The organism is Enterobacter mori (assembly GCF_025244905.1).
Lineage (GTDB): Bacteria > Pseudomonadota > Gammaproteobacteria > Enterobacterales > Enterobacteriaceae > Enterobacter > Enterobacter mori_A.
Window position 1 is genome coordinate 1,727,177 of sequence record NZ_CP104285.1, and the last position, 13,398, is coordinate 1,740,574.

The 13,398-nt window shown below is 56.7% G+C and carries 10 protein-coding genes; 8 read left to right on the top strand and 2 right to left on the bottom strand.

Annotated features, from left to right (window positions below):
- Positions 1–9 precede the first annotated feature (9 nt).
- The 6 genes from flgG (at position 10) to flgL (ending at position 6,296) form a co-directional block, all read left to right on the top strand.
- Positions 10–792: a flagellar basal-body rod protein FlgG gene (flgG, locus tag N2K86_RS08135; RefSeq protein WP_000625853.1), complete on the top strand. Its 783-nt coding sequence runs from the start codon at positions 10–12 to the stop codon at positions 790–792.
- A 57-nt stretch (positions 793–849) separates the two neighbouring features.
- Complete coding sequence (gene flgH / locus N2K86_RS08140; RefSeq protein WP_126543703.1) at positions 850–1,548, top strand: flagellar basal body L-ring protein FlgH; 699 nt, start codon at positions 850–852, stop codon at positions 1,546–1,548.
- 12 nt (positions 1,549–1,560) lie between these two features.
- Positions 1,561–2,658 carry a flagellar basal body P-ring protein FlgI gene (locus tag N2K86_RS08145; RefSeq protein WP_238459521.1) on the top strand — a complete coding sequence of 366 codons (1,098 nt, stop codon included), beginning with the start codon at positions 1,561–1,563 and terminating at the stop codon, positions 2,656–2,658.
- Positions 2,658–3,611 carry a flagellar assembly peptidoglycan hydrolase FlgJ gene (gene flgJ, locus N2K86_RS08150; protein WP_221549659.1) on the top strand — a complete coding sequence of 318 codons (954 nt, stop codon included), beginning with the start codon at positions 2,658–2,660 and terminating at the stop codon, positions 3,609–3,611. Before N2K86_RS08145 ends, flgJ begins: the two co-directional genes overlap by 1 nt.
- 75 nt (positions 3,612–3,686) lie before the next feature.
- Positions 3,687–5,327 carry a flagellar hook-associated protein FlgK gene (gene flgK / locus N2K86_RS08155; protein ID WP_010429667.1) on the top strand — a complete coding sequence of 547 codons (1,641 nt, stop codon included), beginning with the start codon at positions 3,687–3,689 and terminating at the stop codon, positions 5,325–5,327.
- Positions 5,328–5,342: 15 nt separating this feature from the next.
- Positions 5,343–6,296 (top strand): flagellar hook-associated protein FlgL, encoded by a 954-nt coding sequence (gene flgL, locus N2K86_RS08160; protein ID WP_260661099.1) that lies wholly within the window; start codon positions 5,343–5,345, stop codon positions 6,294–6,296.
- A 76-nt stretch (positions 6,297–6,372) separates the two neighbouring features.
- On the opposite strand, the gene N2K86_RS08165 is transcribed toward flgL, so the two are convergent.
- Positions 6,373–7,587, bottom strand: a complete 1,215-nt coding sequence (locus N2K86_RS08165) for an MFS transporter (RefSeq protein WP_260661100.1) — start codon at positions 7,585–7,587, stop codon at positions 6,373–6,375.
- Positions 7,588–7,654: 67 nt separating this feature from the next.
- On the opposite strand from N2K86_RS08165, the gene N2K86_RS08170 reads away from it, so the two are divergent.
- On the top strand, positions 7,655–8,632 hold the full coding sequence (locus N2K86_RS08170; protein ID WP_407065276.1) for a LysR family transcriptional regulator: 978 nt from the start codon (positions 7,655–7,657) through the stop codon (positions 8,630–8,632).
- A 40-nt stretch (positions 8,633–8,672) separates the two neighbouring features.
- On the opposite strand, the gene rne is transcribed toward N2K86_RS08170, so the two are convergent.
- Positions 8,673–11,831: a ribonuclease E gene (rne, locus tag N2K86_RS08175; RefSeq protein WP_260661102.1), complete on the bottom strand. Its 3,159-nt coding sequence runs from the start codon at positions 11,829–11,831 to the stop codon at positions 8,673–8,675.
- Between the two features lie 572 nt (positions 11,832–12,403).
- Here rne and rluC point away from each other — a divergent pair.
- A complete protein-coding gene (rluC, locus tag N2K86_RS08180) occupies positions 12,404–13,351 on the top strand; it encodes a 23S rRNA pseudouridine(955/2504/2580) synthase RluC (RefSeq protein WP_048956765.1) in 948 nt (315 codons plus the stop codon).
- Positions 13,352–13,398 lie beyond the last annotated feature (47 nt).

Below are 13,398 nucleotides of genomic sequence, written 5' to 3' on the forward strand. Positions count from 1 at the left end.
GGACTCCTTATGATCAGTTCTTTATGGATCGCGAAAACAGGCCTGGACGCGCAGCAAACCAACATGGATGTGATTGCCAACAACCTGGCAAACGTCAGCACCAATGGTTTCAAGCGTCAGCGTGCGGTTTTCGAAGATTTGCTTTATCAAACCATTCGCCAGCCGGGTGCTCAGTCTTCTGAGCAAACGACGCTGCCGTCCGGTTTGCAGATTGGTACCGGCGTGCGTCCGGTGGCGACCGAGCGTCTGCACAGCCAGGGCAACCTGTCTCAGACCAACAACAGTAAAGATGTGGCCATTAAAGGGCAGGGCTTCTTCCAGGTGCAACTGCCTGACGGTACCTCGGCCTATACCCGTGATGGCTCATTCCAGGTGGATCAGAACGGTCAGCTGGTGACGGCGGGCGGTTTCCAGGTTCAGCCTGCAATCACCATTCCGGCGAATGCCCTGAGCATCACTATCGGGCGCGACGGTATCGTGAGCGTCACCCAGCAGGGTCAGGCCGCGCCCGTTCAGGTTGGACAGCTCAACCTGACCACCTTCATGAACGATACCGGCCTGGAAAGCATTGGTGAGAACCTCTACACCGAAACCCAGTCCTCCGGTACGCCAAATGAGAGCACGCCGGGGCTGAACGGCGCGGGTCTGCTGTATCAGGGTTATGTTGAAACCTCGAACGTTAACGTGGCGGAAGAGCTGGTGAATATGATCCAGGTTCAGCGCGCGTATGAAATTAACAGTAAAGCAGTGTCGACGACCGACCAGATGCTGCAGAAACTGACGCAACTCTAAGGTGCAGTCCGGTGCGGTCAACGCCGCACCGGCTCCCTGTTTTCGAAGATGAAGGCAATGCAAAAAAACGCGGCGTTTCGTTATCCGATACTGACTGTTCTGGCCGTAACCCTCAGCGGGTGTGCCTGGATCCCGTCTAAACCATTGGTCGAGGGTGCGACGACCGCCCAGCCCGTTCCCGGCCCTGCGCCCGTGGTGAACGGCTCCATTTTCCAGACCGCACAGCCGATTAACTACGGCTATCAGCCGCTGTTTGAAGATCGTCGCCCGCGTAACGTCGGCGATACGCTGACCATTGTGCTGCAGGAAAACGTCAGTGCGAGCAAAAGCTCGTCGGCGAACGCCAGCCGCGATGGCAAAACCAATTTTGGCTTCGACACCGTTCCACGCTATCTGCAGGGCCTGTTCGGCAATGCGCGTGCGGATGTTGAGGCGTCTGGCGGCAATACCTTTAACGGTAAAGGTGGCGCGAACGCCAGTAACACCTTCAGCGGCACGCTGACGGTGACGGTTGACCAGGTACTGGTTAACGGCAATTTACACGTTGTGGGTGAAAAACAGATCGCCATTAACCAGGGCACTGAGTTCATTCGCTTCTCCGGTGTGGTTAACCCTCGCACCATCAGCGGCACCAATACCGTACCGTCCACCCAGGTGGCGGATGCGCGCATTGAATACGTCGGTAACGGCTATATCAATGAAGCGCAAAATATGGGCTGGCTGCAGCGTTTCTTCCTTAACTTATCGCCGATGTAAGCGAGGTGACCCATGTTTAAAACGATCTTCGCCGTGGCGCTGGCGCTGGTGGCAACCTTCGCTCAGGCTGACCGTATTCGCGACCTGACCAGCGTTCAGGGCGTGCGTGAGAACTCGCTAATTGGCTATGGCCTGGTGGTGGGGCTGGACGGTACGGGTGACCAGACCACCCAAACGCCGTTCACCACCCAGAGCCTGAACAACATGCTTTCGCAGCTTGGCATTACTGTGCCTGCGGGGACCAACATGCAGCTGAAAAATGTGGCTGCGGTGATGGTGACCGCGTCCTATCCGGCGTTCGCGCGTCAGGGGCAGACCATCGACGTGGTGGTCTCTTCCATGGGTAACGCCAAAAGCCTGCGCGGCGGCACGCTGTTGATGACTCCGCTTAAGGGCGTCGACAGCCAGGTCTATGCCCTGGCGCAGGGTAACATTCTGGTTGGTGGTGCCGGTGCCTCAGCGGGCGGGAGCAGCGTGCAGGTGAACCAGCTGAACGGCGGGCGCATCACCAACGGGGCCATCATCGAGCGCGAGCTGCCGACCCAGTTTGGGGCAGGAAACACCATCAACCTGCAGCTCAACAATGAAGACTTCACTATGGCGCAGCAAATTGCCGACACCATCAACCGCAGCCGCGGCTATGGTAGCGCCACGGCGCTGGACGCGCGTACCGTGCAGATCCGGACCTCTTCGGGTAACAGCAACCAGGTGCGTATGCTGGCGGATATCCAGAATATGGAAGTGAACGTGCCGGTGCAGGATGCCAAAGTCATCATCAACTCACGCACCGGGTCGGTGGTGATGAACCGCGAAGTGTCGCTGGACAGCTGTGCCGTGGCGCAGGGTAACCTCTCCGTGACGGTGAACCGCTCTGCCAACGTCAGCCAGCCGGACACGCCATTTGGTGGCGGTCAGACGGTGGTGACACCACAAACGCAGATTGATTTGCGCCAGAGCGGCGGCTCGCTGCAAAGCGTGCGTTCCAGCGCGAACCTGAACAGCGTGGTGCGCGCCCTGAATGCGCTGGGCGCGACGCCGATGGATCTGATGTCGATTCTGCAATCGATGCAAAGTGCAGGTTGCCTGCGCGCGAAGCTGGAAATCATCTAATGCTGACCGATAGCAAACTGCTGACCGGTGCCGCCTGGGATGCCCAGTCGCTGAACGAACTGAAAACCAAAGCAGGCAAAGACCCGGCGGCGAATATCCGCCCGGTTGCCCGCCAGGTGGAGGGGATGTTCGTACAGATGATGCTGAAAAGCATGCGTGAGACCCTGCCGAAAGACGGGATGTTCAGCAGCGATTCCACGCGGCTTTACACCAGCATGTATGACCAGCAGATTGCGCAGCAGATGACCGCAGGTAAAGGGCTCGGACTGGCTGACATGATTGTCAAACAGACCGCTGCCGCGCAGGGTATTCAGCCTGAGGATCAGCCGCAACAGGTGCCGATGAAGTTCGACATCGAAACGGTGACCAGTTATCAGAACCAGGCGCTGACGCAGATGGTGCGTAAGGCTATGCCGAAGCCCGCAGAGACGCGCGACGAGCCGCTCTCTGGCGACAGTAAAGACTTCCTTGCGCAGCTTTCTCTGCCTGCGCGGCTGGCCAGCGAGCAGAGCGGGGTACCGCATCACCTGATCCTGGCCCAGGCGGCGCTGGAGTCGGGCTGGGGCCAGCGTCAGATCCGTAAGGAAAACGGCGAACCGAGCTTCAACATCTTTGGCGTGAAAGCCACCTCCAGCTGGAAGGGGCCGACAACCGAGATCACCACTACCGAATACGAAAACGGCGCGGCAGTGAAGGTTAAAGCCAAATTCCGTGTTTACAGTTCCTACCTTGAAGCATTGTCAGATTATGTCGGCCTGTTAAGCCGAAATCCGCGTTATACCGCCGTGACGCAGGCATCGACGCCGGAGCAGGGCGCGCAGGCATTGCAGAATGCGGGATACGCTACCGATCCGAACTATGCGCGCAAGCTCACCAGCATGATCCAGCAGCTGAAATCGATGGGTGAGAAGGTGAGTAAAGCCTATAGCACCGATATTGAAAATCTGTTCTGAAAGTTCTCAAGTCCCGGTGGAGGCTGCCGATAACCTTCATCAGGACTCGTGTCTGAAAGTATAAAAGGAACCCCCATGTCCAGTTTGATTAACAGCGCCATGAGTGGCCTCAGTGCGGCACAGGCGGCACTTAATACCGTAAGTAATAATATTTCAAGCTATAACGTGGCAGGTTACACCCGCCAGAACACCATTCTGGGCGCGGCTAACAGCACGCTGACCGGCGGTGGCTGGGTGGGGAACGGGGTTTATGTCTCCGGCGTGCAGCGTGAGTATGACGCCTTCATTACCAACCAGCTGCGCGCCGCACAGACGCAGAGCAGCGGGCTGACAACGCGCTATCAGCAGATGTCAAAGATTGACGACGTGCTGTCTGATACCACCAACTCGCTCTCAACCACGCTGCAAGATTTCTTCAAGAGCCTGCAAACGCTGGTGAGTAACGCCGAAGATCCGGCAGCGCGCCAGACGGTGATCGGCAAAGCGGATGGCCTGGTAAACCAGTTTAAAACCAACGATCAATATCTTCGCGATCAGGATGCCCAGGTGAACACCGCGATCACCACTAGCGTGGATCAGATCAACAACTATGCGAAGCAGATAGCCAACCTTAACGATCAGATTTCCCGTCTGACCGGCGTTGGCGCAGGCGCATCGCCAAATGAACTGCTCGATCAGCGCGATCAGCTGGTGAGCGAGCTGAATAAGATTGTGGGTGTGGACGTGACCGTGCAGGACAGCGGTACGTACAATATCTCCATCGCGAACGGTTATACCCTGGTGCAGGGCAGCACTGCCAGCCAGCTGGCTGCGGTGAAATCCAGTGCTGACCCGTCACGCACCACGATTGCCTACGTGGATGCAGCGTCTGGAAACGTTGAGATCCCGGAAAAGCAGATCACCACAGGGTCACTGGGTGGACTGTTGACCTTCCGTTCTGAAGATCTGGATAAAGCGCGTAACACCCTTAACCAGATGGCGTTGGCGTTTGCCGACGCGATGAACACACAGCATGAAGCCGGGTTCGACGCCAACGGCGACGCGGGCGGCAAGCTGTTCGACTTCGGTTCACCTTCCGTGCTGAGTAACAGCAAAAATACCGGCAGCGCGTCGGTAACGGCGAGCGTAACGGACAGCTCTGCGGTTCAGGCGACGAACTATAAAGTTGAGTACAACGGGACCAACTGGACGGTCACGCGTCTGTCTGACAAAACCAGCTTTACGGCTACGCCGGACGGCAGCGGTAACTTGTCGTTTGACGGTCTGAACGTGAACATCACCGGTGCGGCCAACCAGAAAGACAGCTTCATCGTGAAACCGGTGAATGACGTCATTATGAATATGGACGTCGCGATTAGCGATGAATCCAAACTGGCGATGGCCTCCGCCAGCGACAGCGGCGATAGCGACAATACCAACGGCCAAAAACTGTTGGATCTGCAGAGCGCGAAGCTGGTGGGGAATAACAAAACCTTCAACGATGCCTATGCGTCACTGGTCAGTACGGTGGGGAGCACCACGGCATCGCTGAAAACCAGCAGCGCTACGAAAGACAACGTGGTGACGCAGCTGACCAAACAGCAGCAGTCGATTTCCGGGGTTAACCTGGATGAAGAATACGGCAACCTGCAGCGCTATCAGCAGTACTACCTGGCGAATGCGCAGGTTCTGCAAACGGCAAGCACGCTGTTTGATGCGTTGATCAACATTCGCTAAGGCCGGGGTTAAAAAATGCGTATTAGTACTCAAATGATGTATGAGCAGAGCATGCGCGGAGTGACGAACTCCCAGAGTCTCTGGCTGGGCTATGGCGAGCAGATGTCAACCGGCAAGCGCGTAAACCGTCCTTCCGATGACCCGATTGCGGCTTCTCAGGCCGTTGTGCTCTCCCAGGCGCAGACGCAGAACAGCCAGTATGCGCTGGCGCGTTCTTTCGCCACGACCAAGGTATCGCTGGAAGAGAACGTGCTGAAAGAGGTGACGAATGCGATTATCACCGCGCAGGAAAAAGTGGTTAACGCCGGTAACGGAACCCTGAGCGATGATGACCGACAGTCGCTTGCCACCAACCTGCAGGGTATCCGCGATCAGCTGATGAACCTGGCAAACAGCACCGATGGCAATGGACGCTATATTTTTGCGGGTTACAAAACGGAAGCCGCGGCTTTCGACCAGACGACCGGCACCTATAACGGCGGCGCTACGCCAATCAGCCAGCAGGTTGACGCCGCGCGTACCATGCAAATCAGCCACACGGGCAGTGAAGTTTTCGATACCTTCACCAGTAACGCGAAACCGGAACCGGACGGCAGCGCGCCGGAAACCAACCTTTTTAAGATCCTGGATACCGCTATCGCTGCGCTGAATACGCCGGTTGAAGGCGACCAGACAAAAGCCGATGCGTTTACGGCGGCGATGGATAAAGCCAACCGTGGCCTGAGCAACTCGCTGAACAACGTGCTGACGGTACGTGCTGACCTGGGGATTAAACTGGATGAACTGGGCAAACTGGATTCGCTGGGTGATGACCGTGCTTTGGGCCAAACGCAGCAGATGAGCGACCTGGTCGATGTGGACTGGAACTCGGTGATCTCTTCTTACTCTATGCAGCAGGCGGCCCTGCAGGCTTCCTATAAGGCGTTTAGCGATATGCAGGGGATGTCGCTGTTCCAGATGAATAAATAACGTCTTGACCTCTTAGAACATGTCTTGAAACTGGGCATGTTTTGACTGCCCAGTCCGCATGGACTGGGCATTTTTTTTACACGGTTTCAGCCTGAGCGGATGTTACCCGGGCGTTTTCGATCAGTCTGATGACCAGGGCAATAACGCCGCACAGGGTTGCCAACGCCACCACGCCAGACCAGCCAGCCAGTGTATAAATTTTGCTGCCGAGCGCCGAGCCTAGCGCCATTCCGATGAACACCACCGTAAAGAGCAGGGCGTTCAGGCGGCCGCGTGCCTGCGGTTCAAGGCTGTAGACCAGATTCTGGTGTGCCACCAGGCTTGACTGCAGGCCCAGGTCAAAACCGACGGCGGAGACGGCAATCAGGATCAGTTGTCCGTGGACGCCGAGGGCGGGCATCAGGAACATCAGCGCAAACGAGACGGTGACGAGCGCGGCACCCAGCTGTGTCACTTTTCCTGCACCCAGTCTATCCGCCAGCCCGCCTGCCAGCGGCGCGGCTAATGCCCCGGCGGCACCTGCGATACCAAACCCGCCCGCCACGGCGCTGCCCAGGTGGTAGCGTTCCAGCAGCATCACGGCCAGCGTTGACCAGAATGCGCTAAAGGCAATCGACAGAAAACCCTGAGCCAGCGCCGCGCGACGCAGTGCCGGGTAACGACGCCACAGATGCTCCATGGAACGCATCAGAGCGGGATAGCTCAGCGTGGAGTGAATAGCAAAACGTGGGAGTACGGCCCACATCACCGCGCCGACAAAGGCAATGCTTGCTGCAGCCAGCTGATACATCATCCGCCAGCCAAAGGCTTCACCGACCACGCCGCTGACGGTTCGCGACAACAATATGCCCAGCAGCAGACCTGTCATGACGGTACCCACGGTTTTCCCCTGTTTACCTTCAGGGGCGAGGATAGCGGCAGCGGGAACGATATCCTGCGCCATAGTGGCGGCCATGCCAATCAGCAGGCTTGCCAGCAGCAGCGAAGGGAGTTGCCCGGTGAGACTACAGCCCAGAAGAAACAGTGCCAGGGCGGCACTTTTAATCAGAATCAGCGTCCTGCGGTCATGACGATCGCCAAGCGGCAGCAGGAAGAGGATGCCGAGCGCGTAGCCGGCCTGGGTCAGCGTCGGAACCAGGCCCATTCCTTCAATACTCAAATGAAGGTCTGCGCCCATCAGCGGCAGCAAAGGCTGTGCATAGTAAATGGATGCCACGCTGAAACCCGCACCCAGAGCCAGCATTAAAATCACCCAGCGGCTCACGGCATGGGAGGCAGTTGTTGTGTTCATAAGACGTTCCTCAGTCATAGTGTGAGGCTATTTTTTATCACCACGCCTTGCGGCGGTAGACGGGCCGATGGTAAAACGCTTATACGTTAAACGTATGGCAGAGGAAAGTATGAAGCGAGTTGAGCGTATAGACAGGGTTGAATTGATGCGAACTTTTGTTCGCATCGTGGAAACCGGCTCGCTCTCGGCAGCGGCAAGGCAGCTCTCGACGACTCAGGCCACGGTAAGTCGCCGTTTGCAGTCGCTGGAAACTTTACTGGGGGCTCGCCTGCTGCTGCGTACCACCCATGCCACCAGGCTCACTGACGACGGTGAACGCTGTTATCAGCATGCCCGGCGGGTGATTGACAGCTGGCTTGCGCTGGAAGATGAAGTCGGGCAGGCGGAGGATGAACCGGTTGGGGTATTGCGGGTGCGGGCACCGCACGCCTTTGGTCAGGAACAGCTTCTGAAACCGTTGACGGAATTTTTGCAGCGCTATCCTCAGCTTTCCGTTGAGTGGATGTTGAATGATAAGTCGGTGGATTTCCTCAGCGACAATATTGACTGCGCAATCCGCGTGGGTGCCGAGGTCGATCCCGCGACGGTTTCCGTACAGCTGGCTGAAGTGCCACGCTCCGTCGTCGCCTCTCCGGCGTTGCTGGCTCGTTTCCCAAAAGTTAGTAAGCCAGAGGATTTGCAGGCGCTGCCCTGGATTGCCATCAGTACCTTCTACCAGCGACATGTTGAGTTGTTTGATGGTGCAGCGCAGCCGACACGCATTGCCATTACGCCGCGTCTGAGCACGGACAGCCTGTACGTGGCGCGAAATACGGCTCTGACCGGGCTGGGGGTGGCGCTGGTATCAAGCTGGACGGTGAAAGAGGATATCCAGCAAGGGCGCTTGATCCCTCTTCTGCCAGAGTGGCAACCCACGGCGCTGCCCGTCCATCTGGTTTATCCGTGGTCGCGGTACTATCCGGCGCGCTTGCGTCGTTTTCTGGAGATGATGAAGCAGGTGATGCCGGGTATAGCCGGAATGAGAAAGCCGGCAAATGCGCAATAAAAAAGCCGACCCTGAGGTCGGCTTTTCGTCTTAACGCGTGTTACTCAACAGACTGGGGGCGGGTTGCCGGTGCAGTCGCCTGATGTGTCGCGCTGTGACCACCTGCGGAACCTTTGCCGTCAAAGTTGAACTCCGGGCGAACCCAGTCGCTTTGACGCGGTGCTTCCGGCACGTACTCCGGCGCAGGTGCGCGAGTCATGGGTGCCGTTGCAACGTGTGCTGCCGCTGGCGCAGCAACCACTGGCGATGGTTTCACCTCTGGCGCTGGTTTCACCTCTGGCGCTGGTTTCACCTCAGGCGCTGGAGCTTCTTCGGCTTCACGAACCGGTTCAACATCAAGTTCAACCTCCTGAACCACGTCTTCTGTCACCGTTTCGATAACAGCGTCAGCGGTGTCTTCAACCGGCGCGGCGGCTTCAACTTCTTCAGCAACCTCTTCGGCCACGACCGTGTCTTCTTCGGCGATGAACTGCGGTGCGGCATCAACCGGAGCAGCAATCACTTCAGGATGGGTGGTTTCCACTTCAACCACGTGTGGGACTTCGGCTTCCACAGCCTGCGGCTCAATCACCTGCGGCTCAACCACCGCCGCTGCTGCCGCCACAACGTCTTCAGCTGCAACTACAGGTGCAATCACCTCTTCGGTGACAGACTGTTCTTCAACAATCTGCTCCGGGCGAGCAACCGGGTAGCGGATCCAGACTTTACCGGAGGCCATTTCAGGTGACGCACATGCGATGGCTAACGGCATTGGAGACTGAGTCGGGTAACGCTCGTCACGATAACGGCGACGACGCTGACCGCTCACGCGCAGGTGACGAGGAGAACGACGTGAACGACGCGGCATACCTGCGTTATCACGACCTTCGCCGTTATCGTCCTGCTCGGCGTTGTTCTCTACCACCGCTGGCAGATCAACTTTCGCCAGTTGGGTCTGCGGCGCGCTTTCGGCGACGGTTTCCGTAACAACAGCTGTCTCTTCGGTAGTTTCAGAAGCAAAACGGACCTTCTGATTCAGCTGGCGCTGCTTACGACGCGGCATAACCTGAGTACGTTCTTCCTGCTCAGCGTCTTGCTGTTCAACAGGTTCTTCGCGGTTCAGGTTCTTAACTTCCTGCTGCGCCTGACGCTTCTCGTCGTTGCGACGACGATTGCGCTCGCGGCGAGGCTGCTGCTCGTCGCGCTGTTTGCTCTTCTCGGACTCATCGCCCGCCGGTTGGCGAATTTCGCGATCTTCAACATTCTGCTGTTGTTTCTCGCGACGGTTGCGACGGTTTTCTTCGCGTTGCTCACGGCCTTCGTTGTTGTCAGAACGGTTGTCGCGACGCTCGTTACGATCGCTACGGTCATTACGATCGCGGCGGTTGTTCTGACGCTTGCGACGATCCTGCTGACGCTCAGGCTTCGCTTCTTTCGGCGCTTCTTTTGGCTGCTCCGGCTGAACTTCTTCGCCAGCAAACATCTTCTTCAGCGCGCCGAAGAAGCGGCTCAGAAGACCTGGTTGCTCTGGCTGGGCTTTCGCCACGTCTGGCGCAGGTTTTTGCGCAGCAGGTTTAGCCGCTGGTTTTTCCAGCACGGCTTCCGGCGGTGCTTCCGGCATAATGAAGGTGGCTAATGCAGGCTGCTCAGGCAGTTTACGCTCGGCAGGCTCTTCATCGGATGGCAGTGCCATCTCTTCTTCATGCAGCTTCGGCAGCAAGTAGCTGAGGGTGGTCGTCTCTTCGCCCTTACGCACACGCAGCACGTGATAGTGCGGGGTCTGCATCTGGTCGTTTGGCACGATGATGCAGCGAACGCCGCCCTGACGGGCTTCGATTGCACTTACCGCTGCACGTTTTTCGTTAAGCAGGTAAGAGGCAACGGGCACCGGCACAATGGCGTGAACTTCTTTAGTGTTCTCTTTCAGCGCTTCTTCTTCAATCAGACGCAGAATAGAGAGGGACAGCGATTCGTTATCACGCACGGTACCGGTACCGGAACAGCGCGGGCAAACGTGATGGCTGGACTCACCCAGTGATGGACTCAGACGCTGACGGGACATCTCCAGCAGGCCAAAGCGTGAGATATGACTGATCTGGATACGCGCCCTGTCCTGACGCACCGCTTCGCGCAGACGGTTTTCAACCGCACGCTGGTGACGAACAGGGGTCATGTCGATAAAGTCGATAACGATCAGACCACCCAGGTCGCGCAGGCGGAGCTGGCGGGCGATTTCATCAGCGGCTTCAAGGTTGGTGTTGAAGGCGGTCTCTTCGATATCACCACCGCGGGTTGCACGCGCGGAGTTGATGTCGATAGCGGTCAGCGCTTCGGTCGTATCGATAACGATAGAACCACCGGATGGCAGACGCACTTCACGCTGGAAGGCGGATTCAATCTGGGATTCAATCTGATAGTGGCTGAACAGCGGGATTTCACCGGTGTACAGTTTGATTTTGCTGGTGAAATCCGGACGACCCAGCGCGGCGATGTGCTGGCGAGCCAGCTCAAGCACTTTCGGGTTATCAATCAGAATTTCGCCGATGTCCTGACGCAGGTAATCACGGAAGGCACGCACGATAACGTTGCTTTCCTGGTGGATCAGGAACGGAGCAGGGCGGCTTTCTGCTGCTTTCTGGATAGCTTCCCAGTGCTTCAGACGGAAGCTTAAGTCCCACTGCAGCGCTTCGGCAGATTTGCCTACGCCTGCGGTACGCACGATAAGCCCCATGCCGTCCGGCAGCTCAAGACTTGCCAGCGCTTCTTTCAGTTCGGTACGGTCATCACCTTCGATACGGCGAGAGATACCACCCGCACGCGGGTTGTTTGGCATCAGAACCAGATAGCTCCCCGCCAGGCTGATAAAGGTAGTCAGTGCGGCACCTTTGTTGCCACGTTCTTCTTTATCAATCTGGACGATAACTTCCTGACCTTCACGCAGAACATCTTTGATGTTTGGGCGGCCATGGGCGTTGTAGTTGGCAGGGAAATATTCGCGGGCGATTTCTTTAAGAGGGAGGAAACCGTGACGCTCAGCACCGTAATCGACAAATGCAGCTTCAAGGCTTGGTTCAATGCGGGTGATTTTACCTTTGTAAATGTTCGCTTTTTTCTGTTCGTGTCCAGGACTTTCGATATCCAGATCGTACAGGCGCTGCCCATCCACAAGGGCGACACGCAACTCTTCTTGCTGAGTTGCGTTGATTAACATTCTTTTCATCGTAACTTACTCGTTATTCTTACATTGACGACAAAGCTGCGGGCAAGGTGACGCTTTCCGGGGTATGAACCGATGGCCTCGTGTCTGTTCACGTCGCCAACCTCACGGTTGTCGCTCGCTTAAGAGGCGCAGAGTGTCGGTTGCCTGTATTTCATACGGAAACACAGCGCAATTATCAGGGGAATTGCCTGGGTAGAACTCTCCAGAAAACAATCCTTATACCGGGAAGTACTGCAACCCGCAGCCCGCTAACTGCCTGAAAGATCAATACGTCTTACGCCATTGCTGCGTGGATGATCGGTCAGACAAAATTGGTCATTCCGTCGACATCCTTACTTAACCTGGATTTAACACGGAAAACGGCCTCATTATTCCACTGCTCGCCGGGTTATAGCAAGATGACTTTTACCAATTATCACCCGGTTACTCACAGTTTCTTCACTTCGAGGTGGCGATTGGTTTAATAACCACCAAATCGATTGCGCGAAACGGGGCGCAGGCCGGATAAAAGTAAATATAAGCATAGAAAAATGAGTGGCGCTAATGGCTGACGATATTTAGAATCGCCAACCATGAAAACAGAGACTCCAGCCGTAAAAATTGTTGCTATCGCGGATGACTATGCGGGGCAACGCATCGATAACTTTTTACGCACCCAGTTGAAGGGCGTGCCAAAAAGTATGATTTACCGCATCCTGCGCAAGGGCGAGGTGCGGGTTAACAAAAAACGCGTGAAGCCTGAGTATAAGCTCGAAGCCGGTGATGAGGTGCGTATCCCGCCGGTGCGCGTCGCTGAACGTGAAGAAGAGGCGGTTTCGCCTAAGCTGCAAAAAGTGGCTGCGCTGAGTGACGTCATCCTTTATGAGGATGACTATATTCTTGTGTTGAACAAACCGTCTGGTACAGCCGTACACGGCGGCAGCGGCCTGAGCTTTGGGGTGATTGAAGGACTGCGCGCGCTTCGACCGGAAGCCCGTTTCCTGGAGCTGGTGCATCGTCTGGATCGTGATACCTCCGGCGTGCTGCTGGTGGCGAAAAAGCGTTCTGCGCTGCGTTCTTTGCATGAGCAGCTTCGCGAAAAAGGGATGCAGAAAGACTACCTGGCGCTGGTTCGTGGTCAGTGGCAGTCCCATGTAAAAGTGGTGCAGGCGCCACTGTTGAAAAATATTCTGCAGAGCGGCGAGCGCATTGTGCGTGTGAATCAGGAAGGGAAACCGTCCGAGACGCGCTTTAAAGTTGAAGAACGCTATGAGTTTGCCACGCTGGTGCGCTGCAGTCCGGTGACGGGGCGTACCCATCAGATTCGCGTGCATACCCAGTTTGCGGGCCATCCTATTGCGTTTGATGACCGCTATGGCGACCGCGAGTTTGATAAACAACTGGCAGGCACGGGGCTGTCGCGTCTGTTCCTGCATGCGGCTGCGCTGAAGTTTACCCATCCTAATACGGGGGAAGTCATCCGTATTGAAGCGCCGCTGGATGAGCAACTGAAACGCTGTCTTAAGATTCTGCGCGGCTGATTTTGTGCCGGGTGGCGCTGCGCTTACCCGGCCTACATGATTTTCTC